Raw genomic sequence first — 25137 nt, forward strand, 5'->3', positions numbered from 1 at the left:
GCAGCATTCAAAGTGCTACAGCGCCGCGCGTCTAATAAGACGCGCGGCGCTGTAGCACGATCAGCTGCATCAAGAAAAGATGAGTAAAAATCTCATATTTTTCTTGATCCTGTTTTTCGAAGCGATTATCCCTTTTTGCGAGCGGCGGGGACACCGCCTCCGGCGGCTAAGCAGCCGTCGTTTCCATTGATTTTCGGGTGCTTCGCTCCGGGCCAGTCCGGAGGGCTTTCGTGCGCCCGCAAAAGGGGCCAGATCATGCGCAAGATTTTTCCGAACAGACCCGTTCGCACCTCGCTTCGTTCCCTTTCGGCAACAACGGCACTACTCGCGATCACGATCGGACTGCTATCAAATTCCGCCACCGCGCAGACGGCCACGAGTGAGAAGACGACGCGGCTGCAGAAGATCGAGGTTTCGGCCGCACAGGCGGCCACCAGCATCGCCGAGGACAATGATACCATCGCACCGTCGCGCAATATCACGGCGCTGAAGACCGACACGCCACTGGTCGAGACCCCGCGCTCGGTCTCCGTCGTCACCCGCAAGGAACTGGAGGAGCGTGGCGCCCAGGACATGATCCAGGCAACCCGCTATGCCGCCGGTGTTACCACCGGCGCCTTCGGCTTCGACCCGCGCTTCGACCAGATCTACATTCGCGGCTTCGAGACGACCACAACCGGCGACTTCCGCGACGGCCTGCGCCAGCCCTATATGAACTACGGCACCTTCCCGACCGAGATCTACGGTCTCGACCGCATCGAGATCATCAAGGGACCGGTGTCGGTGCTGTACGGCGCCGCCGGTGTCGGCGGCATCGTCAACCGCATTTCCAAGATGCCGCAGGACGACACGCACCGCGAGGTCGAAGTTCAATACGGCACGATCGGCCGCGCCCAGACGGCCTTCGATTTCGGCGGCCCGGCGACCGCCGAAGGCGACTTTCTCTATCGTATCGTCGGTCTGCTGCGGAACGGCGAAACCAGCTACGACGTTGCCGACGACCGCTACCTGCTGCAGCCCTCCTTCACCTGGAAGCCGGACGAGGCAACGTCGCTGACCGTCTACGGCCTCGGACAGAAGGGCGAGAGCGATGCCAGCCCGCGGGTGTTCGAATATGGCGGCAAGCTGCTGCGCTACAGCGATCCGGAATACGATCACCAGAAGGTGCGGCAGTATCAGGCTGGCTTCAAGCTCGAGCACGAATTCGACAATGGCCTGATCTTCCGTCAGCACGCCCGCGTCAGCGACATGGATTTGGACGCCTGCTATCTCGAGTTCGGCACGGCAACTGGCAATGTCTACGAGCGGTCGCCGGTCGCGATTACCGACAATCAGCGCGCCTACCAGATCGACAACCAGTTGCTGGCGACCTTCGATACCGGCGCCATCTCGCACACACTGCTGACCGGCCTCGACTATACCTGGATCACGTCAGACTTCGGGCTCGGCTTTGGCGCCAGCGATCCGGCCTATCGCTTCGACCTCGACAATCCGACCTTCGGCATCACCGGCCCGACGCCCGCGCTCACCAGCTTCAGTGGCCGCGATCTGCGCCAGACCGGCATCTATGCTGAGGACCAGGCGGAATTCGGCAACTGGCGCGCCGTCGCCGGCCTGCGCCACGACTGGGTGGACCAGACGAGCACCAACAAGAACACCGGTGCAGTCGACCGCAAGGACGACGGTGAAGTCACCGGCCAGGTGGGCCTGCTCTACCTCTTCGACAACGATATTGCGCCCTACGCCAGCTACGGCACGTCCTTCGTGCCGAGCACGCAGCTCTCGGCAGATGGTACGGTTTTGGATCCGACGACGGGCGAGCAGATCGAACTGGGCATCAAATACCAGCCGGAAGGCGAGGCCTATTCGCTGAGCGCCGCCGTCTACCGGATCGTCGAAACCGGGGCGCCGCAATATGTCGCGGACGCGTCGCTGCCCGTCGGCTACTACTACAAATCTTCGGGCGAGGTGACCACCAAGGGCTTCGAGGTCGAGGCGCGACGCGAATTCGACAATGGCTTCAGCCTGATCGCCGCCTACACCTACAACGACGCCGAGATCACCGGGAACGTCAATCCCGCACTGATCGGCAACGTGCCCTCGACCAAGCCGCGCAACATCGCATCCCTCTGGGTGAACTACCTCGTGCCAGACGATACGCAGCTCGCCGGTCTCAGCCTTGGCGGCGGTATCCGCGCCACCTCCAAGTCCTTCACCTCCGACGACAATACGGCGGAAAACGGCGGCGCCGTCTACTTCGACGCGTCGATCGCCTATGATTTCGGCGTGAAAAATCCCGATCTGAACGGATTGTCGCTGGCCGTCAGCGCAACCAACATTGGCGACCGGCGCGAAGAAGTCTGCACCGACGGTTACTGCTACTTCGGCCAGGGCCGCACCGTGCTCGGCACGCTCAAGTACAAATGGTAGGTGAAAACGCCTGGCGTGCGACCGTCTATCGGGAGTGCGTCAGGCGAAACGGCCGGCCAGTGCGCCTGCGCGGCGGATCATCGCCTGCAGGTTCTCGCGGATGCGCGCCTCCACGAGGGCGGCAACTTCCGGGTATTCTTCCAGCATGCGCCGGAACAGCGGGCGATTGATGCGGATCACTTCGCTGTCTTCGTCCGCGGTCGCGGTAAACTTGCGTTCCACCATCGAGATCAGCGCCAGTTCCGAGAGAAGCGCGCCGCGGCCGACGGTGGTGACATCCTCCATCGCGCCGTCGGCATTGGCTTTCGAAAGCGAGAGGCTGCCGCTGGCAATGGCAAAGGCGCAATCGGCCGGAGCGCCCTCGCGAAACAGCTCCTGCCCTTTGAACACGCGTCGACGTTCGGCGCCAAAGGCAATCAGCCTCAGCTTGTCCTCGCTGATATCGGCAAAAAGCGGCACATTGGACAGAAGAACGATGTCGTCGTTGAGCGCCAAACGGCTAACCTCCCTGAATCACGATGCTCCGGGGTTCGAAACCCAAGAGCATAGCAATCGATGCAAATAGTCCGAAGCAGCTGACGTGCGGAGAAATCATCGGACGTCGCCGCCTCACGGAACGATCTTGTAGCCGCCGTTCTCTGTCACCAAAATCTCGGCATTGGAAGGGTCTCGCTCGATTTTCTGGCGGAGCCGATAGACATGTGTTTCGAGCGTATGCGTCGTCACGCCGGAATTGTAACCCCAGACTTCTTCGAGCAGCACGTCGCGCGTCACCACCTTCTGGTCGGCGCGATAGAGATAGCGGATGATCGCCGCTTCCTTTTCGGTCAGCCGGATCTTCTGGCCGTTTTCGAGCGTCAGCAGCTTCTGGCTCGGCTTGAACGTGTAGGGACCGACACTGAAGGTCGCATCTTCGCTCTGTTCGTGCTGGCGCAGCTGCGCGCGGATACGGGCGAGGAGGACGGCGAAGCGGAACGGCTTGGTGACATAGTCGTTCGCGCCGGCTTCCAGACCGAGGATCGTATCCGAATCCGTGTCATGACCGGTGAGCATGATGATCGGCGCCTTGAAGCCGCCCTTGCGCAAGAGCTTGACCGCCTCGCGCCCGTCCATGTCGGGCAGACCGACATCCATGATCAGCAGATCGACCTGCTGGGCGCGCGCCGCCTGTATCCCCTTGCCGGCAGTCGCTTCCTGAAGAAGATCGAACTCCTCGTACAGCGAAAGCTGTTCGACCAACGTTTCGCGCAGGTCATTGTCGTCGTCGACAAGAAGAATGGTACGGGTCGCCATGGGACAATTCCTGTTTGCTTCCGGTTTCAAACTAGCTCAAATGCCCGTGTTGGCAAGCGAACCGGTTTTGGAACCTCGTTATATATGCAACCGTGCTTATGGTGCCCGCCAAATCACGGACAATTCAAAAATCTGTGAGAGAGATGCGCAAGAAAACGTCGGGAAGAAGGCCAGTCAAATCCGTCATCACCGTCCGGCCTGCCCCGCTTGATCGCAGGCGTGCACTGGTTACCTTCGATGGCCGCACGGAGCAAGCGGCCATCGGCCGCAGCGGCATTACCAGCCGCAAGCGCGAGGGCGACGGTGCCACGCCGCGCGCCGCGATGAAACTCATCGGCGGCTATGTCAGGCGCGACCGCATCCTGCTGCCGCCGACGCCGCTGCCGATGCGGGCCACGCGTAACGGCATGCTCTGGTGCGACGCTCCCAGTCATGCCCGCTACAACCGTCCAGCCAATGCGCCCTTCGCGCCGAGCCACGAGGACATGATGCGCACGGACAGGCTCTACGACATCTGCCTGGTGATGGACTGGAACCTGACCAGCCGGCGCCGTTATGCCGGGTCGGCAATATTCTTTCACCTCATCCGCCCCGGATACGAGCCGACCGAGGGCTGCGTCGCCATAAGCCTTGCCGCCATGCGCCGGCTGATCCCGCATCTGCGTCGCGGCACCGTCGTCAAAGTTGTCTAATGTCGACGCTGCAATATGAGGCATGACCGGCGATCGAAAGAAGAATTCGGAAAGCATAGATCACGCGAGAAACCTCACCGGCCACAACCATCAACACTTCCGCAAGCTCTGGTGTCTATGTAGCCTCAAGCGAGATTTGCAGGACGAGTGCTGCCGATGCTGACCAAGACGGCCAAAGCGATACCGGCGACCGACGGACGGTTCTTCGGGATAAAAGAGGTTCGTGATAGCGCGGACGGCGTCTCGCAAGGTTCCGACATTGCGCAGCTGCTCGACTGGGTCGAATCCTATCTGATGGCCGGCCATTCCGATCTCGGACGAACCGGCGCTGTCTGCCCCTTTACCCGCCAGGCCGCCAAGATCGATACCGTCCGGTTGGCGATTTCTGACGCGCGCGCCGAGGACGAAGACACGGTCTTTGCGCTCATCCGTGGCGCATTCGGCGAACTCGAAGCCATCCCCTGCAAACCCGCGATGAAGCATTTCCGCACGGTGATCGTTGGCTTTCCTGACTGCGCCGATGCGGATGGGATCGCGATGTTGAAGCGCATCCAGCGGCGGCATCGGTTCTATTCACTCGCCCGCGCCCGGATGATCGGCATGATGCATGCAGGCTCCGAGGATCGCGGCCTGTGGAACCCGGACTTCCGACCACTGCGCTCGCCGATGCCGGTTCTCGCGATCCGGCATCTGGTCGAGAACGATGCCCCGTTCGCCGCTCTCCACCCCGCCCTCATGGTTGCCTATCTTGCCCGTTTCCCGATCAGAGGAACGCGGCGGCTCGTCAATCACTTCCGAAGCGGCTGAGCCATGCCCGGCCGAGCGACGTCGCCGATCGCCGACGCAGTTGAGATAACTCCGAGCTCTCAGCTTTTGGGCGACAATCTCCAAATCAGTTGCGTCACAAGTCTCGAAGGCTTCGAGGCCCTGCACAAGGAATGGGACGACCTGTTCGAGCGGACGGCGGAGCCTCAGCAGGTGTTCCAGCGTCATATCTTCCTGCGACACTGGGCGCGGCACTATCTCGATCCAAAGACGCAGCTCTGCATCCTCATCGGTCGTATCGACGGGCGTCTCGTCACCCTCTGGCCACTGGTGCGCCGGCGCAAGCTTGGTTTTGATGTGCTTGGTTTCATGGGAGCGCCGGTGACCCAATTCGGCGACGTGCTCGTCGAGGCCGGCGAGAACAGACACGCCTTGCTCGAAGCCGGCTGGAACGCCGTCGCATCGCTCGGCGCCGATCTCTTCGAAGCACGGCGGGTAAGAGCGGATGCTGCCCTATGCGGATCGGTGATCCCAAGCGGCGCCTCCTTGCCTGGCGACGTGCAGGCGCCTTTCGCAAGCCTGTCACGGCGGGTGACAGCCGATGGCCCCGGCATCGCCTATTCCGCACGCGAGCGCTCGAACTATCGGCGCCGGCTGCGAAGGCTGCGAGAGCACGGCGACATCACCTTTACCGAGCCGGAGCCGGGGTCAACAGCCGCAACGGCCGCAGCCGCTGCCATCACCATCAAGAAGAACTGGCTGCTCGAAAACGCGATCCTGTCGCCGACCGTCATGGACAGCCGCTTCCAAGCGTTCTTCGAGGACCTGGCCGGCGATCCCGGCGCCGGCCTCTGCGCCTCGACGATCGCCTGCGATGGGCGGCCGATCGGCGTCGATCTGTCCTTCGATTGCAAGGGCCACACCTTCGGACACGTGCTGGCAACCGACCCTGGCTATGACCGCGAGGGCCTCGGGCGGCTGCTGATCCACCGGACATTCGCGGCCGCCGCCGATCGCGGCAGCCGTGTCTTCGACCTGCTGGCGCCAGCGGATGGCTACAAGATGCAGCACGCCGACGGGCTGGTTGCCGTCAGCGACTATGCTTTCGCGTTCTCCTGGCGCGGCTGGCTGCTGCGCGAGCTTGTCATGGCGCGGCTGCAACCGGCGGCCAAGGTCTTGGCAAAGCGCCTTCCGTCCGCCCTTGTGCGCAGGCTGGCAAAACACAAGATCTGATCCAATCAGGCAAGCCGGCGCGGCCTCAGGCGAGTTGGCGCGGCGTGACGAAATCGATGAGACGGCACCGGCCCGATGCCAGGTCCTCCCAACTGGAGCCGTCGAACGCGAGTACGGCAAGCGCCGCTGTCGGAAACTTCTCCCGCATGCGCGCGAGCGCCTCCTGCCTGCCCGATCCGGCCAGCAGATGCGCAAGTTCCTCCATGCCCGGATTGTGGCCAACGACAAGCAGGTTACGGATATCAGGGTCAACGGCGCGAATGGTCGCCAGAATGGCGGGTGCCCCAACTTCGTAGATGTCGCGCGTCTCACGGGTGGGGATTGGCGGCGGCAGGTTATCCCGAACCAGCGCCCAGGTTTCCCGCGCACGTCGCGCAGTGGAAACGATCGCGAGCCCCGGGATCAGCCCTTTGCGCTTCATATCTGCGCCGATCAGTGGCGCCGCCTTGCGGCCGCGCTCGCCGAGCGGCCGGTCGTGATCCGGCACGCCGTCCGGCCATGCGGACTTGGCATGGCGCAACAGCATCAGGCGGTATGTTTTCGCCCCGCGATCCCCGGCCATCACGTCCTCCTTCGCAGCGAAGTACGATCTACTCCGTCAGGTCCATTCTGGCATCGCTTCGACGTTTTGTCCCCGTACTGCATAATTCCTTAAATCGGAATCGATTTAAGGAGGAAATTATGCAGCAGGTTTAATGCGCTACAGCGTCCTTTGCGCCTCATATCTGACGCGCAAAGACGCTGTAGGAGTGAACCACAAAAAAGGCCGCCCCGAAGGGCGGCCATCAACGCCGGAAAGCTCAGGAACCGGCTTATTTCCACTCGCGCCAGCTTACTTCCACTCACGAATGTCGACGAAATGTCCGGCGACCGCTGCGGCCGCCGCCATTGCCGGCGATACCAGATGTGTGCGTCCCTTGAAGCCCTGGCGGCCTTCGAAGTTACGGTTGGAGGTCGAGGCACAGCGCTCGCCCGGCTTCAGCCGGTCGTCGTTCATCGCCAGGCACATCGAGCAGCCCGGCTCGCGCCAGTCGAAGCCCGCTTCCCGGAAGATCTTGTCGAGGCCTTCGGCTTCCGCCTGCTCCTTGACGAGGCCGGAGCCCGGAACAATCATCGCCGAAACGGTCGGCGCAACCTTGCGGCCTTCGACGACAGCGGCAACGGCGCGCAGATCCTCGATGCGGCCGTTGGTGCACGAGCCGATGAAGACGCGGTCGATGGCGATGTCAGTGATCTTGGTGCCGGGCTTCAGGCCCATGTAGTCAAGCGCGCGCCACTTGGAGGTGCGCTTGTTTTCTTCCGGGATCTCGTCCGGGTTCGGGACGATGCCCTGAACCGAGATGACGTCCTCAGGCGACGAACCCCAGGAGACGATCGGCGGCAGATCGGCAGCGTCGAGCACGACGACGCGATCGTAATGCGCGCCTTCGTCGGTGTGCAGCGTCTTCCAATAGTCAAGCGCCATTTCCCAGGCCTTGCCCTTCGGCGCGCGCGGCTTGTCCTTGATGTATTCGAAGGTCGTTTCGTCGGGCGCGATCAGGCCGGCGCGGGCACCGCCTTCGATCGTCATGTTGCAGATGGTCATGCGGCCTTCCATCGACAGCGAGCGGATCGCTTCGCCGGCAAACTCGATGACGTGTCCGGTGCCACCGGCGGTACCGATCTCACCGATGATGGCAAGGATGATGTCCTTGGCGGTCACACCTGGCGGCAGCTGGCCGTCGACGCGCACCAGCATGTTCTTGGCCTTCTGCTGGATCAGCGTCTGGGTCGCAAGCACGTGCTCGACTTCCGACGTGCCGATGCCATGCGCCAGCGCGCCGAAGGCACCATGCGTCGAGGTGTGGCTGTCGCCGCAAACGATGGTCATGCCCGGCAGCGTGAAGCCCTGCTCCGGGCCGACGATGTGCACGATGCCCTGGCGCTTGTCGTTTTCCGAGTAGTATTCGACACCGAACTCGGCTGCGTTCGTGGCGAGCGCCTCGACCTGGATGCGGCTCTCCTCGTTCTTGATGCCGAGATGGCGATCAGGTGAGGTCGGCACGTTGTGGTCGACGACGGCGAGCGTCTTTTCCGGAGCGCGGACCTTGCGGCCAGCCATGCGCAGGCCCTCGAAAGCCTGCGGGCTCGTCACCTCATGAACGAGATGACGATCGATGTAGAGAAGACAGGTGCCATCGTCCTGGCTGTTGACCAGATGGTCGTCCCAGATCTTGTCATAGAGAGTACGCGGTGCGCTCATGGCGATATATCCATCGAATTTTCAGAAGTAAGGGAAAAGCCGGCAGCAAGGCAGCCGGAAACACTGATCAAGGGATCAGGATAGGAGGCTTGTCAGCGCCCCGGATACGCGCGCAAAAAAGCGTGCCGGCAGACGCTTGTGGTCCTGCAGCACGACGATTTTTTGCTCTCGACATCCGAACTTGGATTCCATGAGGCCGTACATATCAATTTTTTTGACACTTCGGCAATCGGTGGAAGCAGCCTCAACGCTGCTCGGCGCGCCGCAACCGCCGCTCGATCCCCCGCAAGCCCAGCGACAGGCCAATGGTCAGGACGAGATAGACATAGGCAACGATCGAATAGGTCTCGAAGAAGCGAAAGGAACCGGAGGCGTAGACCTTGCCCATCTGGGTGATGTCGGCGACGCCGAGCACCGAGACCAGCGAGGAGTCCTTGACCATGGCGACGAAGTCGTTGCCGAGCGGCGGCAGGATCACGCGGATCGCCTGCGGGAAGATCACCAGGCGAAACCGCTGGTAGCGCGTCAGGCCCAGCGCCTTGGCTGCCTCGACCTGACCCTTGTCGACCGAGAGGATGCCGGCCCGAAAGACTTCGGCGATGAAGGCGGAATAGCCGATCATCAGCGCCATGATCGCCCGCCACATCAGCGAGATGTCGCGCACCACCACCGGCTCCATCCAGCCGGCCGATATCAGCGGCGCGGTGATGAAGTTGGCGACCGTGACGAGCGTCGGCGCGCGACGAAGGCGATGTAGAACAACAGGACGAGGATCGGCACGCCGCGGATGACCTCGGTGTAGAAGCGTGCGATCTGGCGAAGTGCCGCGTGCTCCGACAGCGCCATCAGCGCAATGCCGAGACCGAGCGTCGTCGCCAGCACGAAGCCCATCAGGGTCACGAAAATGGTGACGCCAATGCCCTTGAGGACGACGTTGAAGACTTCGGTGTAGATGTCATTGGTGACGATAACAGCGGCGAGCGCCACGGCAATCACCAGAAGGGCGACCAGCCACCAGGGATAGTCGCCCTTTCCGGACTTATCAGTCGATTGTGGGGAGGCCATGGCCTGCGATCAGCCGCCCATCTTGTAGTCGAGGAACCACTTCTTATCCAAGGCGTCGAAGGTTCCATCTTCCTTCAGCGCCTTGATCGCGGCGTTCACCGGGCCGACCAGGTCCGAACCCTTGGGATAGATGAAGCCGAAATCCTCGGTGCCGAGCGGGCCGCCGACGACCTTCAGCTTGCCTTCGGACGAATCGACATACCCCTTGGCGGCAACGCTGTCGGTCAGGACGACGTCGACGTCGCCGGCCTTGAGCGCCTGCACGGTGGCACCGAAGGTTTCGAACAGCTTGATGCGCGGGTTCTGCTCGTTGCCATCGAGCATTTCGTAGACGGCGGTGTAGAACGGCGAGGTGCCCGGCTGTGCGCCGACCAGACCGTCGGCGAAGGCGCCGAAGCTCTTGCCGTCGTTGAAGCGGTTCTCGTCGCCGCGCACCAGCATGAACTGCTGCGAGCGCATGTACGGATCGGAGAAGTCGACCTTCTCCTTGCGGTCGTCCTTGATGGTAATGCCGGTCATGCCGATCTGGTACTGGCCGTCGTGAACAGCCTGGATCATCGCGTCCCAGCTGGTGTTCTGGTACTCGACCTTGAAGTTCAGACGCTTGGCGATCTCGTTCATCGCATCATATTCCCAGCCGATCGCCTCACCGGTCTTCGGATCGACGAACTGCAGCGGCGGGTAGGCATTTTCCGTGACGACGACAACCGTCTTGCCACCGAGATCCGGCAGGTCGCTGGCGAAAGCCGGTGCAGAAAAAGCAAATGGAACGGCAAGTGCGGCTGCGATGCCCGCAAGCACATGGCGACGGATTGTCATTGGAAGAGCTCCCGAAAAGTGTGGCAGCGAAAAATGTCACGGATTGCTAAGAAAAGACAAGCGCATAGTACCAAAAAAGAAAGGCGGCCCGAGGCCGCCTTCCCTACAATCCCAAAGGATTGAAATCTTATTCCGCTGCGGCTTCAGCTGCCTTGGCTTCGGCGGCTTCTGCTGCTGCCTTGGCTTCTGCGGCTTCGGCTGCTGCCTTTTCGGCTGCAAGAGCCTGAGCTGCTGCGATCTTTTCAGCTTCGATCCGTGCCTTTTCCTCGACAACGGCCTGGCGCTCGGCGTCGTTCAGCTTGCGGGCGCGCGTACCGGTGTTTTCAACGATACGAGCCGACTTGCCGCGACGATCGCGCAGGTAGTAGAGCTTGGCGCGACGGACCTTACCGCGGCGAACCACTTCAACGCTCTCGACGAGCGGCGAGTAAACCGGGAATACGCGCTCAACGCCTTCGCCGTAGGAGATCTTGCGAACGGTGAAGCTTTCGTTGATGCCGCCGCCCGAACGAGCGATGCAAACGCCTTCATAGGCCTGAACGCGGGTACGCGTGCCTTCGACAACGCGGACGTTGACGCGCAGCGTGTCGCCTGCGGAGAAATCGGGGAGCGTGCGCTTGGCGGCAATCTTGGCGGCCTGTTCGGCTTCCAGCTGCTGGATGATGTTCATCGGGTTAACCTTTCAAGTTCTTCTGAAACAGCCAGAGCGCTCTCGATCGACCTGTCGGACGTACCTTCAGATGTTGCCGGACCCCGGCAGGAGCGGATTCACCATTCTTTGTTGGTGGTCGACGGGCAAACAACCCGAACCGGGGCGGCACTTACACGAAGAAAACCCGCTTGTCATCCCCGCAAGCCATATTTTCCGGGCCATGGAGGCGTTCGGCGCGAATTCTATCAGAGATTTCGAAATAACGCGCATTGAAATGCATTCAATCGCGGGCTTGCGGCTGCAAAGCCCGCGGGCTATGCCGAGCTGGGGGCGATGGGGGAGACCATGCATTTCTTCGAAGTACTTCTGCTTTTCGTCGCCGGTTTCCTGTCGGGCGTGGTCAATGCGATTGCCGGTGGCGGAACCTTCCTCACCTTCGGCGCCATGACCCTTGGCGGGTTGCCGCCGATTGTCGCCAATGCCACGTCGTCGATCATCCAGCTTCCCGGCTATATCACCTCGACCCTTGCCTATGCCAAGGAGATCCGCGCGGACCGCCGCCAGGCGATCCTGCTTGGCGTCATTTCGGCGGTCGGCGGACTTGCCGGCGCGGTGTTGCTGATCTCCCTGTCGAACGCCTCGTTTCGTGCGCTCGTCCCCTGGCTGCTGATCGCCGCGACGGCGATCTTCGCCGCCGGGCCGCTCCTGAAGCCCAAGGCCCGCATCGACGAGCATGCGATCAGCCCGGCCGGTGTCGTCAGCCAGTTCGCAACCTCGATCTATGGCGGCTTCTTCGGCGCCGGCATGGGCATCATGATGCTGGCGGTGTTGGGACTTGCCACCGGTGGCGGCTATCACCGCCTGAATGCGCTGAAGAACTTCATCTCGATCGTCATCGCCACCATCGCCATCGTGGTCTTCGCCGCCGGCGGGGTCGTGTCGTGGCTGCATGCGGCGATCATGGTTCCCGGTGCCGCCCTCGGCGGTTATCTCGGCGTCTGGGCGGCACGGCGCGTGCCGCAGGCGGTGATCCGCGCCTTGGTCGTCGCGGTCGGCTTGCTGCTCGCCGCCTATTACTTCTTCACGGGTTGAGGAAGCAGGTCCGGCCGACGCGCCTCGGTCAGCCGACGGGCTTCCGCCTCGCGCCACTTGGCGATGGCGCCGTGATTGCCCGAGGTCAGCACGGCCGGGATCTCCCTGCCCTCGAAGACCTGCGGACGGGTATAGTGCGGATGCTCCAGCAACCCGCCTTCGAAGCTTTCGTGAACGCCCGACAGCTCGTTGCCCATCACCCCGGGCAGGATGCGCACGACGGCATCGAGCAGCGTCAGCGCTGCCGGCTCGCCGCCCGAGAGGATATAGTCGCCGATCGACACTTCCTCGAGCGCGCGCCCGTCGATGACGCGCTGGTCGACACCTTCGAACCGCCCGCAGACGATGACCACGCCGGGACCGTCGGCAAGTTCGCGCACGCGCTTCTGCGTCAAGGGCCTACCGCGCGGGCTCATCAGCAGCCGCGGGCGATGATCGTCCTGCGACACCGCGTCGATCGCACGGGCGAGGACGTCGGGCCTCAGCACCATGCCGGCGCCGCCGCCGGCCGGCGTATCGTCGACGGTCCGGTGCTTGTCCTCCGCAAAGTCACGGATCTGCACGGCATCGATCGACCATTGGCCGCGCTCCAGCGCCCGGCCGGAGAGCGAGGCGCCGAGATGGCCGGGAAACATTTCGGGATAGAGCGTGAGAACCGTTGCGCGGAAGGACATTGCCTTGGCGCTCACTTGCGCTTGGCCGAAAACGGGCTGCCGGGCTCGTCCTTGTCGTCGATGAGGCCGGCGGCCAGCGGATCGACCAGCAGCTTGCCGCCTTCCAAATCGATCTCCAGAACGGACCATTCAGTAAAGGGAATGAGCACGGGGCGCTTGCCCGGCCCCTTGAGCTCCAGCAGGTCGCCCGCGCCGAAATCGAACACGCCCGTCACGGTGCCGTAGCTCTTGCCGCTGCCGTCGATGGCCTCGAGGCCCTCGAGGTCGGCATAGAAGAATTCGTCTTCGTCGAGATCGTCGTCGGGCAGATTGTCGCGATCGACGAACAGTTCGAGGCCATTCAGCGCCTCGGCGGCCGTGCGGTCGTTGACGCCGCGAAAGCGGACGACGACCACGTTCTTGGCCTCGCGGATTTCCAGCACCTCGAACACGCGCCCATCGGCGCTATGGAGATGGCCATAATCGCCGAGTGCCGTCGGGTCGTCGGTGAAAGACTTGACCCTGACCTCGCCGCGCAAACCTTGCGCCGCGCCGACAGTCGCCATCAGAACCGGGTTTTCGAGTTTGCTCATCATCCGTATCCGTTTGGGGATTTCAGGGTGCACATAACGGAAAACGGGCGGCATGGAAATGCCGCCCGTCTCCTTCATCCGTTTGCCGGATATTATTCCGCGGCACCTTCGGCAGCGGCAGCAGCGGCGTCTTCGGCCTTCTGCTTGGCTTCAGCAGCGCGCTCCTGAGCCTTCTTGCCCGGCAGACCCTTGTTCGGGTTGCTGCGAGCCGGACGCTGAGCGATACCGGCCTGGTCGAGGAAGCGCATGACGCGGTCGGTCGGCTGGGCGCCCTGGGCGATCCAGTGGCTGATGCGCTCGGCGTTCAGCTCGACGCGCTTTTCGTCGTCCTTGCCGAGCATCGGGTTCCAGGAACCGATCTTCTCGAGGAAGCGGCCGTCACGCGGGCTGCGGGCGTCGGCAACGACGATCTGGTAGTAAGGACGCTTCTTGGAACCGCCACGGGCGAGACGAATTTTCAGTGCCATTTGAGTAACTCCTTGCAGGCTTTCTTGACCGCTTCGTTCAAGCGGAATGGGTGGTGCCGACGGTGCCCGCGGAATGCGTGCGATCGGCGGCGATGGCTTCATGATGCCGGATGACTTCCTTGATGATGAAGTTCAGGAACTTCTCGGCGAAATCCGGATCCAGATTGGCATCCTTCGCCAGGTGGCGAAGACGTTCGATCTGGTATTCTTCGCGCGCCGCATCGGCCGGCGGCAGATTGTGCTTGGCCTTGAGAACGCCGACCGCCTGGGTGCAGCGGAACCGTTCGGCCAGCATGTGGACGAGCGCGGCATCGATGTTGTCGATCGACTGCCGGTAACCCGCCAATTCCTTTTTGATTTCGGGATCAATCATCTCTCACCGATCCTCACTTCTTCTTGGGTAGGCCCGGAAGGCCGGGGAAACCGCCAAGGCCCGGAAGCTTGGCGCCGCCGAGACCGGGCAGGCCGCCGCCGCCAAGGCCCGGCATGCCGCCGGGCTTGAGGCCGGCTGCTTCCGCCTGCTTCTGCAACGCTTCGAGCTGCTTGGGGTCGAGGCTCGACAGATCGGGCATGCCGCCGCCACCAAGGCCGCCGAGGCCCATCTTGCTGGCAAGGCCGCCCATCATCTGCTTCATCATGCCGCCTTTGCCCTTGCCGCCCATCATCTTCATCATGTCCGCCATCTGGCGGTGCATCTTCAGAAGCTTGTTGATGTCGGCAGCATCGGTGCCGGAACCGGCGGCGATGCGCTTCTTGCGGGAATGCTTCAGCATGTCCGGGTTGGCGCGCTCGGCCCTGGTCATCGAGGAGATGATGGCGATCTGGCGTCCGAACAGCTTGTCGTCGAGACCGGCCGAGGCCATCTTGTCCTTCATGCCGGCCATGCCGGGCATCAGGCCCATGATACCGCCCATGCCGCCCATCTTCTGCATCTGACGCAATTGGTCGGCGAGGTCGTTCAGGTCGAACTTGCCCTTGGCCATCTTGGCGGCCATTGCGGCCGCCTTTTCGGCGTCGATGTTCTCGGCAGCCTTTTCGACCAGCGAGATGATGTCGCCCATGCCGAGGATACGGTCGGCAACGCGGCGCGGATGGAACTCTTCGAGTTCGCCCATCTTTTCGCCGACGCCGATGAGCTTGATCGGCTTGCCGGTAACGGCGCGCATCGAAAGTGCTGCACCGCCGCGGCCGTCGCCGTCCATACGGGTGAGCACGAGGCCGGTGATGCCGACGCGTTCGTCGAAGTTGCGGGCGAGGTTGACGGCATCCTGACCGGTCAGCGCATCGGCGACCAGCAGGATCTCATGCGGATTGGACTTCCGCTTGATTTCCGCCATCTCGATCATCAGCGGCTCGTCGATATGCGTACGGCCGGCGGTGTCGAGGATGACGATGTCGTGGCCGCCGAGCTTGGCGGCCTGCACGGCGCGCGCGGCGATATCGGTCGGCGACTGGCCGGCGATGATTGGCAGCGTATCGACGCCGGCCTGAACGCCGAGCTGGCGAAGCTGCTCCTGGGCGGCCGGACGACGGGTGTCGAGCGAAGCCATCAGGACCTTCTTTTTGTCCCGCGTCTTCATCCGGCTGGCGATCTTGCCGGTGGTCGTCGTCTTGCCCGAGCCCTGCAGACCGACCATCATGATGACGACCGGTGCCGGCGCATTGAGGTCGATAGTGACGCCCTCGGAGCCCAGCATCTCGACCAGCTCGTCATGGACGAGCTTGACGACCATCTGCCCGGGCTTGATCGATTTCAGGATCTCGGCGCCAACGGCCTTCTCGCGAACCTTTTCAGTAAAGGAGCGCACGACGTCGAGGGCGACATCGGCTTCGAGCAACGCACGGCGAACCTCGCGAAGCGCCGCGGAAACATCTGCTTCCGACAATGCGCCGCGGCCGGTCAGTCCATTCAATATGGAACCAAGGCGGTCCTGGAGGCTCTCGAACATTCTCACTTCCTTCTGGTTTCCGGTGGCATGGAGACTAGCCGGAAACGTGGGTTCCTTCGCCTGAAAAACAAGGCGCAAAGCCAAAAACCACCCGAGGGCGCAACGCGCTGTCGGATGTTGACCTCCGGGCTCTCTTTATACCTTTACGGGGCCTGGTCGGTGGCTTCGAAGTCATCAACTTGCGAAGGAATTTGCCGCGATAAACAGGAAAGCGGCCGAAAAGTCAAGAACGGCCGGCAAATCCGGCAGCAGGGATTTCAGGCACGGACTGCGCCGCGACGCTCACAGCACCAATCCCGGCGGTCAAGAGCCTTCCTTGTCATCCGCTGCGCCAAGTTCACGTGCCAGCTCATCGAACGCCGTCGCGACGCGGGTCATGACCCTGAGTGCCGCAACCACTTCGGTCTGGTTGATATCGCCCAGAACCGCGTGCAGCAATTCGAGTTCGCGCCGGTGGATGGCCTCGAACAGGTCGCGACCGACAACGCTCGGCGCACAGAAATAGGCGCGTCGATGTTCCGGGTTGGGTTGCTTTTCCAGAAGTCCCTTTTCCAGCAGTCCGACGACGACGCGCAGCACGAACTGCCGTTTCATCGACAACCGCCGCGCCGCCTCCGGCACTGTCAATGGCTCCACGCAGAGAAGCTCGAGCACCGCCCTTTCGGCGACGGATATGCCCGAACCTTCCAGCATGTGCTCGATCGAACGATGCACATTGAGATGGATCGGCCGGACCAGTTTGATGGCCTTGTACAGACGTTCCTGTTTGTCGAAGCGAACCAGCATGAGGCACGATAGCAATCAAGTTGCTATTTTCAAGAATTTCTTAAACCTTGTCCCCTCACCCTGTCACGACGCATCGCAAGCGCCTATCTTTTTCAGACACCGCCACCAAACAATCGCCGGAAAGCGACGATGCCGAAGGTCAATCCTTATTATCGGGGGCCCGCCTCCGACCACTTCGACGGAACGCGGTTCTTCAACCCCAATGGCCGGCAGCCGCGGGGCATGGGCGACCTTCTGCGCTGGCAGCTCGGTCGAGGCAAGGTGAGGTGGCCGACGCATTATCCAAGCCCGTTTCAGCAGGCAAAGCCGGAGCTGAGCATCGAGGCCGACCGCCTGCGGGTGACGATGATCGGCCACGCGAGCCTTTTGATCCAGGTGCATGGCTTCAACATACTGACCGACCCGGTCTGGGCACACAGGGTGAGCCCGTTTTCCTTCGTCGGCCCAGCACGGCGCAATGCGCCAGGCATCGAGATGGACGATCTGCCGCCGATCGACCTCGTGCTCGTCACCCACAACCACTACGACCATCTCGATCTCGATACGCTGGCAGCCCTCAACGAAGAGCACAGTCCGCTGATCGTCACGCCGCTCGGCAACGACACAATCATCCGCCGCGCCGTGCCGGACGCGACCATATCCGTTCTCGACTGGGGCGACCGGCTGGACCTTGAAGACGAACTGGTGATCCATGCCGAGCCCTGCCATCACTGGTCGGCGCGCGGCTCCGGCGATCGCCGCATGGCGCTCTGGGCGGCCTTCGTCATCGAAACCCCTGTTGGCAAGATTTACCACGTCGGCGACACCGGCTTTCACGGCGGCATCAACTATCGCGCCGCCCGCGAAAAACATGGCGGCTTCCGCCTCGCCAACCTGCCCTTCGGCGCCTACGAGCCGCGCTGGTTCATGCAGGATCATCACCAGAACCCGGAAGAGGCGGTGCAGGGCATGATCGACTGCGCCGCCGACCACGTGGCTGGGCACCACTGGGGAACCTTCCGCTTGACCGATGAAGGCGTCGATGCACCGGTCAAGGCGCTCGAACAGGCGCTTGACGAGGCCGAGATTGCCCGCACGCGCTTCAGGGCCATGCGCCCGGGCGAAATCTTCGATGTGCCGCCTTCGTCGTCGACGCGCCAATGAAGCCGGCACTGGGAAGCCGGCACTGGTAATTTCCGGGCTTTTCCGCCATATACAGCCCAAATGAAGGGTGCCTCCGCTTGGCGAGGCTGGTTTGGACAATCGCGACATGGTCGACAACGTGCAATTTGCCAGAATGAACGGGCTTGGAAACAAGATCCTGGTCGTCGACATGCGCGGCCGCCGCGACCGCGTGACGCCGCAGGCTGCCATATCGCTCAACGCCGATCCGGCCACCGCCTTCGACCAGATCATGGCGATCCACGATCCGAAGGCCGCCGGCACCGACGCGTGGATCGATATCGTCAATTCCGACGGCTCGATGGCCCAGGCCTGCGGTAACGGCACGCGCTGCGTCGTCCAGGCGCTTGCCGCCGAAACCGGTAAGAAGGCCTTTCTCTTCCATACGGTTGCTGGCCTGCTCGAAGCCAAGGAGCACGACGACGGCACGATCTCCGTCGACATGGGAAGCCCGCGCTTCGGCTGGGACGAAATCCCGCTGTCGGAAGAGTTTCACGACACGCGCCGGATCGAGCTGCAGATCGGCCCGATCGACAATCCCGTGCTGCATTCGCCGTCGGTTGCCTCGATGGGCAATCCGCACGCGATCTTCTGGGTCGACAACGACGTCTGGTCCTATGACCTCGAACGCTTCGGGCCGCTGCTCGAAAACCACCCGATGTTCCCGGAGCGGGCCAACATCTCGATTGCGCGCGTGCTTTCGCGAAATGAACTGGACCTCAGAACCTGGGAACGCGGGGCCGGCCTGACGCTTGCCTGCGGTTCTGCTGCCTGTGCTGCGGCCGTCAGCGCCGCCCGGACCGACCGCACCGACCGCAGGGTGATCGTCAACGTGCCCGGTGGCCCACTGTCGATCGAGTGGCGTGAAGCGGACGACCATGTCGTCATGACCGGCCCGGCCGAATGGGAATGGTCGGGAACCGTCGACCCTGCGACCGGCGCCTGGCAGCGCGATGAAACCCAACCGGGAACCGCCGAGGCCCGGGCGCTTTGAGCGGCGTCGAGGTCATAACCTTCGGCTGCCGTCTCAATACCTACGAATCCGAAGTGATGCGGGCGGAAGCCGAAAAGGCGGGGTTGAACAACGCCATCCTCGTCAACACCTGTGCGGTGACCGGCGAGGCCGTGCGCCAGGCGCGCCAGGCGATCCGCCGCGCCCGCCGCGACAACCCGCATGCCCGCATCATTGTCACCGGCTGCGCCGCCCAGACGGAGAAGGAAACCTTCGCCGGTATGGCCGAGGTCGACGCCGTGCTCGGCAACGAGGAGAAGCTGAAAAGCGCCTCCTACCGATCGCTGCCCGATTTCGGCGTCTCGGCGGAAGAAAAGCTGCGCGTCAACGACATCATGAGCGTGCGGGCCACAGCACCACAGATGGTCAAGCATATCGACGGTCACGTACGCGCCTTCATCCAGGTGCAGAACGGCTGCGATCACCGCTGTACCTTCTGCATCATCCCTTATGGACGCGGCAATTCCCGCTCGGTACCGATGGGTGCGGTGGTCGACCAGGCACGCAGGCTCGTCGAGGGCGGCTACAGCGAGATCGTGCTCACCGGCGTCGATGCGACGAGCTACGGCGCCGATCTGCCGGGAACCCCGACGCTGGGACTGTTGGCAAAGACGCTTCTCAAACAGGTGCCGGATATCCGCCGCCTGCGCCTTTCCTCGATCGACGGCATCGAGGCCGACGGCCATCTGTTCGATTTGATTGCCGACGAAGCGCGCTTCATGCCGCATCTGCATCTGTCGCTGCAGCATGGCGACGACATGATCCTGAAGCGCATGAAACGTCGCCATTCGAGCGCCGACGCCCTCGCCTTCACGGACAAGGTCCGGCGCTTGCGCCCCGATATCAGTCTCGGCGCCGACATGATCGCCGGCTTCCCGACGGAAACCGAAGAGATGTTTGAAAATGCCGTGCGGCTTGCCAAGGATTGCGGCATCGCCCATCTGCACGTCTTTCCCTATAGCCCCCGTCCCGGCACGCCGGCAGCGCGTATGCCGCAGCTTGACCGGGCGCTGGTCAAGGATCGCGCCGCCCGCCTTCGCGCGACGGGCGCGGCCCTTTATGCCCGCCATCTCGAAGGCATGGTCGGCAGCGCGCAGACGCTGCTGGTCGAAAACAACGGCCTCGCTCACACCGAAAACTTCACGCTCGTCGACGCCGCCGGCCTCAAACCCCGTGCGCTTGTGCCGGTCACGATCACCGGCCACAATGGCAAGCATCTGACGATGCAGGTAAAACAGATGGCTGCGGCCTGACTCATGCGGAATCCCTGAATGGCAATCGGTTTCATCAAGAAGATCTTCTCCTTCGGCAAGGGCACTGTCGAGGAAACCAAGCCGCAGGATGCCGCGCCGGAAGCGGACGTCGCAGCAGCGGTACCGGCCGAAGTGCCGCCGGCGCCGGAGCCCGTTATCCCCGAGGCGATCGCCCCGGTCGACGTAGAAATCGACGAGCCCGTTGCCGAGCAGTCCGCGGCCGAAGAAGCCTCTGAAGAACTGCTTGAGCCGCTGTCTGATATCGAAGCCCTGCCGCTTGCCGTCGAGGACCCGATCCTGCCGGCCGAGATCGAGACCGCGGGCGGACCGGCATCGGACGAGGCGCGCAACGACGAGAATACCTCTGTCAGCGAAGACGCGGTCGTGCCCGTGGATGCAGCGGCAGAACAGGGAGAACTGTCGCCCACAACGCAAGAGGCGCTTGAGGCCTACGCCGCGCTTCAGGAAACAGCACCGGAAGAGCCGCCTGTCGAGCCAGAGGATCTGGCCGAGCAGGAGGAAATCGCAGCCGTCGAAGATCAGCCGATCGGCGACGATGCGAGCGATGAACTGGCTGCAGATGCGGCACCTGTCGAGGATGTCGTCGAACAAGACGACAGTGTTTTCGAGGCGCCAGTTTCAGAGGCAGCGGTCCCCGAGGAGCCGGTCCTCGGAACGCCGCTGCCCGAAGCACCTGCCCCCGAAGCTGTTATTGCCGCCAGCCTGCCGAAGGGTTTTGCCAGCGCTGCCGAGCGCGCGCAGGAAGAGCCCGTTGCCGCGCCACAGCCCAAGCTTACCTGGTATCAGCGCCTGCGCCGCGGGCTTGCCCGCACCTCGTCGCAACTGACCGGCCAGATCGCCAGCCTCTTTACCAAGCGCAAGCTCGACGAGGCGACGCTGCAGGACCTGGAGGATCTGCTGATCCAGGCCGATCTCGGCGTCGAGACTGCCATGCGCATCACCGATACGCTCGCCTCCGAGCGCTACGGCAAGGACGTGTCCGGCGAGGACGTGTCGCGGATCATGGCCGGCGAAATCACCAAGGTGCTTTCGCCCGTCGCCAAGCCGCTGGAACTCGACCTCAGCCACAAGCCGCATGTCATCCTGGTCGTCGGCGTCAACGGCACGGGCAAGACCACGACGATCGGCAAGCTCGCGGCCAAGTTGTCGGGCGCCGGCCTCAAGGTGATGCTCGCCGCCGGCGACACCTTCCGCGCCGCCGCCATCGAGCAGCTGAAGATCTGGGCCGATCGCACCAAGTCCGACATCGTTTCATCGAAGCTCGGCGCCGATGCCGCCGGCCTTGCTTATGAGGCCTTCCAGCAGGCGCGCGAAAAGAAGGCCGACGTGCTGATCATCGACACCGCGGGTCGGCTGCAGAACAAGGCCGAGCTGATGGCCGAACTGGAAAAGATCGTGCGCGTGCTCGGCAAGCTCGACCCGGACGCACCGCACACGGTGCTGCAGACGCTTGACGCCACCACCGGCCAGAACGCGCTGCAGCAGGTGGAGATCTTCCGCAACGTCGCCGGCGTCAGCGGGCTGATCATGACCAAGCTCGACGGCACGGCCCGCGGCGGCATTCTCGTCGCCATCTCCGCCAAGCACAAGCTGCCGGTCTATTTCATCGGCGTCGGCGAAGGCATCGACGATCTCGAACCATTCGAGGCCAAGGATTTCGCCGAGGCGATCGCGGGCGTCGCCGCGTGACGGCGGATGTCCGCCACGTCTTGTTCGAGGCAATGCGCCATAAGAGGCAATCTTTGATCGGCAGCATGATTTGCCCGTAAATCGGTTCCGATTTACGGAAATGTCCGGTGGCGTTTGCGCAAGCCGGCTGCCTTGATATGGTTTTGCCGCAAAGCTGGTGTTATGAGCGGCAGGCACATGCAAAAACAGGATCCCGAAATGTCGACGATCGAGGCTACCAAGCCGCAGAAGGAAGTCAGCCCGCTGTTGAAGCTGGTGCTGGAGCTCGGACCCCTGATGGTCTTCTTCTTCGCCAATTCCCGCGGCGAGTGGCTGGCCGGACATTTCCCGACGCTCTCCGAACTCGGCGGCCCGATCTTCATCGCGACCGGCCTGTTCATGGCCGCCACCGCGATTGCGCTCGTGGTCTCCTGGATGCTGACGCGCACGCTGCCTATGATGCCACTGATCTCCGGCATCGTCGTCTTCGTCTTCGGCGCGCTGACCCTCTGGCTGCAGAACGATACCTTCATCAAGATGAAACCGACGATCGTCAACACGCTGTTCGGCACGATCCTGCTCGGCGGGCTTCTCTTCGGCAAGTCGTTGCTCGGCTACGTCTTCCACTCCGCCTTCAAGCTCGATGAAGACGGCTGGCGCAAGCTGACGGTGCGGTGGGGCATTTTCTTCCTGGTGCTGGCCGTACTCAACGAGGTCATCTGGCGTTCGTTCTCCACCGATTTCTGGGTGGCGTTCAAGGTCTGGGGCACGATGCCCATCACCATCCTGTTTACACTGGCGCAAATGCCGTTGATCATGAAGCATTCGCTGGATCAGGATAGCGCCAAGTGAGCACAGCCATCGACGGCAATGACAGTCAGAACCGGCGGGCGCTGCTCTGGTTCGTGGCCTGTGTCGGCGTTCTCGCGATCCAGGTCATCACCCAGCATCTGATGGGTCGCATCTGGATCTGCGACTGCGGCTACGTCAAAATCTTCGAACCCGTCGTCAAATCGAGCGGCAATTCCCAGCACATTGCTGACTGGTACACGCCGTCGCACATCATCCACGGCTTCCTGTTCTATGGCCTCGGCCACCTGCTTCTGCGCGGCAAGCCACTGACCGCCAAGCTGTTCCTGGCGATGGTCATCGAATCCGCCTGGGAGATCGCCGAAAACACCCCAATGGTGATCGACCGCTACCGCTCGGCGACGATCTCGCTCGACTATTTCGGCGACAGCATCCTCAATTCGACGATGGACACGCTGGCCATGGTCGCCGGCTTCCTGTTTGCCGCCCGCATGCCCGTCTGGCTGACCGTTTTGATCGCCATCGGCTTCGAACTCTTCACCGGCTGGCTGATCCGCGACAACCTCACCCTCAATGTGCTGATGCTGGTCTGGCCGCTGGATGCAATTCGCGAGTGGCAGGCGGCGATTTAAGGCGGCGGTTCGCTCATCCCCGCCCCCGGAAAGTTGGCTGGAGGCGAACAATCAACCTCCTTCATCCCTGTGCTTGTCACAGGGATCCAGCAGCGCCGCGTCGGCGGCGCGCGAGACTCCGCCCTGACTGCAAGGCGAACTTTCTTGGAAAATTAAGCAGCCCATGGTCATTCACGGTGCGGACGCACCGTGGCTGGATCCCTGTGACGAGCACAGGATGAGGCGCGAATCGTAGCCGTTGCACGAAACGTTACGAGGTCAATTGCGGACTTGGCCTGAACCGCTCAAGAACCAGCGGCAGCCTTCTCGATCGCCGGCATCAGCCCTTCCTTCACGCTCTTCTCGTCGAACGGACCGACGCGCTTGTAAAGGATCGTGCCGTCGGCGCCGACGAGATAGGATTCGGGAATACCGTAGACGCCCCAGTCGATCGCCGCCTTGCCGCGCGGATCAACACCGACGGCTGCAAAGGGATTGCCGAGTTCGCCCAGGAACCGGAGGGCGTTTTCGTTCTGGTCCTTGTAGTTGATGCCGACGACCGTCAGACGCTCGTCCTTCGACAGTTCGAGAATGAACGGATGCTCCTGCCGGCACGGCACACACCAGGAAGCCCAGACATTGACCAGCGTCAGCTTGCCCTTGATGGCAGCGTCGGTCAGCGCCGGCATCGGCTGGCCGTCCCGGGTCGCGCCTTCGAGCGGCGACATGTCGAGCATCGGCGCCTTGGTGCCGATCAGCGCCGAGGGGATTTCGCTGACATCCTTGCCGGAATTGAGCTGGCTCCAGAAGATGGCGGCAAGCGCCGCGAAGATCGCCAGCGGCAGCAGCGCAAGGCCGACACGCAGGGCTCCGGGCTTGCGCTCCTCGCTACCGGGTGCGGGGGTGCTTGTCATCGCGGCTCTCCGGTTGCTGCTTCCGCCGAACGCCGGCGTACCCCAGCCGCTTCGAGTTCGCGCAGCTCACGCTGGCGCGCGCGCCCGTCGGCGATCACCCAGAGACAGAGGCCGACGACGGTCAGCGTCGCGATCCCGTAGCTGGCAAAAACATAGGCAGCGTGGCTCATCATTTGGATCAGACCTCCCGGCCGGCACTTCGGGCCGCCAGACGGCGAAGCGACGTCACACGCCGGCGCCAGATCTCGTTGCGCATGGCGGCGATGTGCAGCGTGAAGAACAGAAGCGTGAAGGCGATGGCCATGACGACGAGCGGGCGGAGAAACTCCGGGTCGATCGTCGGGCCATCAAGCCTGAGTACGCTCGCCGACTGATGCAGCGTGTTCCACCATTCGACCGAAAACTTGATGATCGGAATGTTGACGAAGCCGACCAGCACCAGCACGGCCGAGACGCGCGACGAACGCGCCGGGTCGTCGATGGCGCGGTTGAGCGCCATCAGCCCGAGATACATCAGAAACAGCACGAAGACCGACGTCAGTCGTGCATCCCAAACCCACCAGGCGCCCCACATCGGTTTGCCCCACAGCGAGCCGGTGACGAGCGCCAGGAAGGTGAAACAGGCGCCGATCGGCGCTGCGGCCCGCGACGACACGTCGGCCAGCGGATGCCGCCAGACGAGCGTGCCAATGGCAGCGAGCGCCATCACCGAGTAACACATCATCGACAGCCAGGCGGCCGGCACATGCACATACATGATGCGCACCGTCTCGCCTTGCTGATAGTCGCCTTCCGTCGTGAACGACAGCCAGAGGCCGAGGACGAAGAAAAGCGCCGTCAGCGCCGCAAACCACGGCAGGACGCGATCGGCCAGCGCCAGAAACCGCGTCGGGTTGGCGAGATCGCTGAATTTGCGGATAGCAAGGCTGTTTTCGCTCATGATGGCTCTTTAACGC

The 25137-nt window shown here is 62.8% G+C and carries 26 protein-coding genes and 1 pseudogene; 11 read left to right on the top strand and 16 right to left on the bottom strand.

Features of this window, described 5'->3' with window-relative positions:
- Positions 1-255: 255 nt before the first annotated feature.
- Positions 256-2430, top strand: a complete 2175-nt coding sequence (locus tag BKP54_RS22585) for a TonB-dependent siderophore receptor (RefSeq protein ID WP_084815008.1) — start codon at positions 256-258, stop codon at positions 2428-2430.
- A 39-nt stretch (positions 2431-2469) separates the two neighbouring features.
- Here the strand turns inward: BKP54_RS22585 and BKP54_RS22590 are convergent, their stop codons facing one another.
- Positions 2470-2925, bottom strand: coding sequence for a cyclic nucleotide-binding domain-containing protein (locus BKP54_RS22590; protein ID WP_025425161.1), 456 nt, complete (start codon positions 2923-2925; stop codon positions 2470-2472).
- 114 nt (positions 2926-3039) lie between these two features.
- Positions 3040-3723, bottom strand: a complete 684-nt coding sequence (locus BKP54_RS22595; protein WP_025425162.1) for a response regulator transcription factor — start codon at positions 3721-3723, stop codon at positions 3040-3042.
- A 143-nt stretch (positions 3724-3866) separates the two neighbouring features.
- On the opposite strand from BKP54_RS22595, the gene BKP54_RS22600 reads away from it, so the two are divergent.
- From BKP54_RS22600 to BKP54_RS22610, 3 genes are all read left to right on the top strand, one after another.
- Positions 3867-4415, top strand: a complete 549-nt coding sequence (locus BKP54_RS22600; RefSeq protein ID WP_025425163.1) for a L,D-transpeptidase family protein — start codon at positions 3867-3869, stop codon at positions 4413-4415.
- A gap of 156 nt (positions 4416-4571) precedes the next feature.
- Complete coding sequence (locus BKP54_RS22605; protein ID WP_128090482.1) at positions 4572-5222, top strand: DUF6875 domain-containing protein; 651 nt, start codon at positions 4572-4574, stop codon at positions 5220-5222.
- Positions 5223-5288: 66 nt separating this feature from the next.
- A complete protein-coding gene (locus BKP54_RS22610; RefSeq protein ID WP_025425165.1) occupies positions 5289-6413 on the top strand; it encodes a GNAT family N-acetyltransferase in 1125 nt (374 codons plus the stop codon).
- A gap of 25 nt (positions 6414-6438) precedes the next feature.
- Here the strand turns inward: BKP54_RS22610 and BKP54_RS22615 are convergent, their stop codons facing one another.
- The 5 genes and pseudogenes from BKP54_RS22615 to rplS all read right to left on the bottom strand — a co-directional run bounded on the left by BKP54_RS22615 (position 6439) and on the right by rplS (position 11209).
- The gene (locus BKP54_RS22615; protein ID WP_025425166.1) at positions 6439-6975 is read right to left on the bottom strand and encodes a histidine phosphatase family protein; all 537 of its coding nucleotides are present in this window, start codon (positions 6973-6975) and stop codon (positions 6439-6441) included.
- 270 nt (positions 6976-7245) lie between these two features.
- On the bottom strand, positions 7246-8655 hold the full coding sequence (leuC, locus tag BKP54_RS22620; protein ID WP_025425167.1) for a 3-isopropylmalate dehydratase large subunit: 1410 nt from the start codon (positions 8653-8655) through the stop codon (positions 7246-7248).
- Positions 8656-8899: 244 nt separating this feature from the next.
- Positions 8900-9720: pseudogene (locus tag BKP54_RS22625) on the bottom strand (amino acid ABC transporter permease).
- 9 nt (positions 9721-9729) lie between these two features.
- Positions 9730-10539, bottom strand: a complete 810-nt coding sequence (locus BKP54_RS22630) for a transporter substrate-binding domain-containing protein (RefSeq protein ID WP_025425169.1) — start codon at positions 10537-10539, stop codon at positions 9730-9732.
- 127 nt (positions 10540-10666) lie between these two features.
- Positions 10667-11209, bottom strand: coding sequence for a 50S ribosomal protein L19 (gene rplS, locus BKP54_RS22635; RefSeq protein WP_025425170.1), 543 nt, complete (start codon positions 11207-11209; stop codon positions 10667-10669).
- Between the two features lie 327 nt (positions 11210-11536).
- On the opposite strand from rplS, the gene BKP54_RS22640 reads away from it, so the two are divergent.
- A complete protein-coding gene (locus BKP54_RS22640; protein WP_025425171.1) occupies positions 11537-12283 on the top strand; it encodes a sulfite exporter TauE/SafE family protein in 747 nt (248 codons plus the stop codon).
- Here BKP54_RS22640 and trmD read toward each other — a convergent pair.
- The 6 genes from trmD to BKP54_RS22670 form a co-directional block, all read right to left on the bottom strand.
- Positions 12265-12957 carry a tRNA (guanosine(37)-N1)-methyltransferase TrmD gene (gene trmD / locus BKP54_RS22645; RefSeq protein ID WP_025425172.1) on the bottom strand — a complete coding sequence of 231 codons (693 nt, stop codon included), beginning with the start codon at positions 12955-12957 and terminating at the stop codon, positions 12265-12267. The two genes, BKP54_RS22640 and trmD, sit on opposite strands and share 19 nt — an antisense overlap.
- Before the next feature lie 11 nt (positions 12958-12968).
- Entirely contained in the window at positions 12969-13529 is a 561-nt protein-coding gene (gene rimM / locus BKP54_RS22650) for a ribosome maturation factor RimM (protein WP_025425173.1), read from the bottom strand.
- 92 nt (positions 13530-13621) lie between these two features.
- Positions 13622-13996: a 30S ribosomal protein S16 gene (gene rpsP, locus BKP54_RS22655; RefSeq protein ID WP_025425174.1), complete on the bottom strand. Its 375-nt coding sequence runs from the start codon at positions 13994-13996 to the stop codon at positions 13622-13624.
- 37 nt (positions 13997-14033) lie between these two features.
- Entirely contained in the window at positions 14034-14369 is a 336-nt protein-coding gene (locus BKP54_RS22660; RefSeq protein ID WP_025425175.1) for a chorismate mutase, read from the bottom strand.
- A gap of 13 nt (positions 14370-14382) precedes the next feature.
- The gene (gene ffh / locus BKP54_RS22665; RefSeq protein ID WP_025425176.1) at positions 14383-15945 is read right to left on the bottom strand and encodes a signal recognition particle protein; all 1563 of its coding nucleotides are present in this window, start codon (positions 15943-15945) and stop codon (positions 14383-14385) included.
- Between the two features lie 303 nt (positions 15946-16248).
- Positions 16249-16731: a MarR family transcriptional regulator gene (locus BKP54_RS22670; RefSeq protein WP_025425177.1), complete on the bottom strand. Its 483-nt coding sequence runs from the start codon at positions 16729-16731 to the stop codon at positions 16249-16251.
- Positions 16732-16860: 129 nt separating this feature from the next.
- On the opposite strand from BKP54_RS22670, the gene BKP54_RS22675 reads away from it, so the two are divergent.
- The 6 genes from BKP54_RS22675 to BKP54_RS22700 all read left to right on the top strand — a co-directional run bounded on the left by BKP54_RS22675 (position 16861) and on the right by BKP54_RS22700 (position 23288).
- The gene (locus BKP54_RS22675) at positions 16861-17874 is read left to right on the top strand and encodes an MBL fold metallo-hydrolase (RefSeq protein ID WP_057210863.1); all 1014 of its coding nucleotides are present in this window, start codon (positions 16861-16863) and stop codon (positions 17872-17874) included.
- 106 nt (positions 17875-17980) lie between these two features.
- Positions 17981-18886, top strand: a complete 906-nt coding sequence (gene dapF / locus BKP54_RS22680; protein ID WP_171520372.1) for a diaminopimelate epimerase — start codon at positions 17981-17983, stop codon at positions 18884-18886.
- Positions 18883-20157: a tRNA (N(6)-L-threonylcarbamoyladenosine(37)-C(2))-methylthiotransferase MtaB gene (mtaB, locus tag BKP54_RS22685; protein ID WP_025425180.1), complete on the top strand. Its 1275-nt coding sequence runs from the start codon at positions 18883-18885 to the stop codon at positions 20155-20157. The genes dapF and mtaB overlap by 4 nt, the downstream gene beginning before the upstream one ends.
- 18 nt (positions 20158-20175) lie before the next feature.
- Positions 20176-21867 carry a signal recognition particle-docking protein FtsY gene (gene ftsY, locus BKP54_RS22690; RefSeq protein WP_025425181.1) on the top strand — a complete coding sequence of 564 codons (1692 nt, stop codon included), beginning with the start codon at positions 20176-20178 and terminating at the stop codon, positions 21865-21867.
- Between the two features lie 198 nt (positions 21868-22065).
- On the top strand, positions 22066-22698 hold the full coding sequence (locus tag BKP54_RS22695) for a septation protein A (protein ID WP_025425182.1): 633 nt from the start codon (positions 22066-22068) through the stop codon (positions 22696-22698).
- A complete protein-coding gene (locus BKP54_RS22700) occupies positions 22695-23288 on the top strand; it encodes a DUF2585 domain-containing protein (RefSeq protein WP_025425183.1) in 594 nt (197 codons plus the stop codon). The genes BKP54_RS22695 and BKP54_RS22700 overlap by 4 nt, the downstream gene beginning before the upstream one ends.
- A 284-nt stretch (positions 23289-23572) precedes the next feature.
- Here the strand turns inward: BKP54_RS22700 and BKP54_RS22705 are convergent, their stop codons facing one another.
- The 3 genes from BKP54_RS22705 to BKP54_RS22715 are packed head-to-tail and all read right to left on the bottom strand — an operon-like array spanning position 23573 to position 25121.
- On the bottom strand, positions 23573-24181 hold the full coding sequence (locus BKP54_RS22705; protein WP_057210868.1) for a DsbE family thiol:disulfide interchange protein: 609 nt from the start codon (positions 24179-24181) through the stop codon (positions 23573-23575).
- Positions 24178-24354, bottom strand: coding sequence for a heme exporter protein CcmD (ccmD, locus tag BKP54_RS22710; RefSeq protein ID WP_171520373.1), 177 nt, complete (start codon positions 24352-24354; stop codon positions 24178-24180). The genes BKP54_RS22705 and ccmD overlap by 4 nt, the downstream gene beginning before the upstream one ends.
- A 5-nt stretch (positions 24355-24359) precedes the next feature.
- Positions 24360-25121: a heme ABC transporter permease gene (locus tag BKP54_RS22715; RefSeq protein WP_084815009.1), complete on the bottom strand. Its 762-nt coding sequence runs from the start codon at positions 25119-25121 to the stop codon at positions 24360-24362.
- Positions 25122-25137: the final 16 nt, after the last annotated feature.

The organism is Ensifer sp. 1H6 (genome assembly GCF_001976035.1).
Taxonomy (GTDB): Bacteria; Pseudomonadota; Alphaproteobacteria; order Rhizobiales; family Rhizobiaceae; genus Ensifer; species Ensifer canadensis.

What these genes read in the sequence shown, in the direction of transcription:
- ffh (WP_025425176.1), bottom strand. Translation starts at nt 15,945, where the DNA reads ATGTTCGAGAGCCTCCAGGACCGCCTTGGTTCCATATTGAATGGACTG.
- BKP54_RS22675 (WP_057210863.1), top strand. Translation starts at nt 16,861, where the DNA reads ATGCCGAAGGTCAATCCTTATTATCGGGGGCCCGCCTCCGACCACTTC.
- leuC (WP_025425167.1), bottom strand. Translation starts at nt 8,655, where the DNA reads ATGAGCGCACCGCGTACTCTCTATGACAAGATCTGGGACGACCATCTG.
- BKP54_RS22705 (WP_057210868.1), bottom strand. Translation starts at nt 24,181, where the DNA reads ATGACAAGCACCCCCGCACCCGGTAGCGAGGAGCGCAAGCCCGGAGCC.
- BKP54_RS22595 (WP_025425162.1), bottom strand. Translation starts at nt 3,723, where the DNA reads ATGGCGACCCGTACCATTCTTCTTGTCGACGACGACAATGACCTGCGC.
- rplS (WP_025425170.1), bottom strand. Translation starts at nt 11,209, where the DNA reads ATGAACATCATCCAGCAGCTGGAAGCCGAACAGGCCGCCAAGATTGCC.
- BKP54_RS22640 (WP_025425171.1), top strand. Translation starts at nt 11,537, where the DNA reads ATGCATTTCTTCGAAGTACTTCTGCTTTTCGTCGCCGGTTTCCTGTCG.
- trmD (WP_025425172.1), bottom strand. Translation starts at nt 12,957, where the DNA reads ATGTCCTTCCGCGCAACGGTTCTCACGCTCTATCCCGAAATGTTTCCC.
- BKP54_RS22630 (WP_025425169.1), bottom strand. Translation starts at nt 10,539, where the DNA reads ATGACAATCCGTCGCCATGTGCTTGCGGGCATCGCAGCCGCACTTGCC.
- BKP54_RS22670 (WP_025425177.1), bottom strand. Translation starts at nt 16,731, where the DNA reads ATGCTGGTTCGCTTCGACAAACAGGAACGTCTGTACAAGGCCATCAAA.
- rimM (WP_025425173.1), bottom strand. Translation starts at nt 13,529, where the DNA reads ATGAGCAAACTCGAAAACCCGGTTCTGATGGCGACTGTCGGCGCGGCG.
- BKP54_RS22660 (WP_025425175.1), bottom strand. Translation starts at nt 14,369, where the DNA reads ATGATTGATCCCGAAATCAAAAAGGAATTGGCGGGTTACCGGCAGTCG.
- BKP54_RS22600 (WP_025425163.1), top strand. Translation starts at nt 3,867, where the DNA reads ATGCGCAAGAAAACGTCGGGAAGAAGGCCAGTCAAATCCGTCATCACC.
- BKP54_RS22605 (WP_128090482.1), top strand. Translation starts at nt 4,572, where the DNA reads ATGCTGACCAAGACGGCCAAAGCGATACCGGCGACCGACGGACGGTTC.
- BKP54_RS22585 (WP_084815008.1), top strand. Translation starts at nt 256, where the DNA reads ATGCGCAAGATTTTTCCGAACAGACCCGTTCGCACCTCGCTTCGTTCC.
- BKP54_RS22695 (WP_025425182.1), top strand. Translation starts at nt 22,066, where the DNA reads ATGTCGACGATCGAGGCTACCAAGCCGCAGAAGGAAGTCAGCCCGCTG.
- BKP54_RS22615 (WP_025425166.1), bottom strand. Translation starts at nt 6,975, where the DNA reads ATGGCCGGGGATCGCGGGGCGAAAACATACCGCCTGATGCTGTTGCGC.
- dapF (WP_171520372.1), top strand. Translation starts at nt 17,981, where the DNA reads ATGGTCGACAACGTGCAATTTGCCAGAATGAACGGGCTTGGAAACAAG.
- BKP54_RS22715 (WP_084815009.1), bottom strand. Translation starts at nt 25,121, where the DNA reads ATGAGCGAAAACAGCCTTGCTATCCGCAAATTCAGCGATCTCGCCAAC.
- ftsY (WP_025425181.1), top strand. Translation starts at nt 20,176, where the DNA reads ATGGCAATCGGTTTCATCAAGAAGATCTTCTCCTTCGGCAAGGGCACT.
- rpsP (WP_025425174.1), bottom strand. Translation starts at nt 13,996, where the DNA reads ATGGCACTGAAAATTCGTCTCGCCCGTGGCGGTTCCAAGAAGCGTCCT.
- ccmD (WP_171520373.1), bottom strand. Translation starts at nt 24,354, where the DNA reads ATGATGAGCCACGCTGCCTATGTTTTTGCCAGCTACGGGATCGCGACG.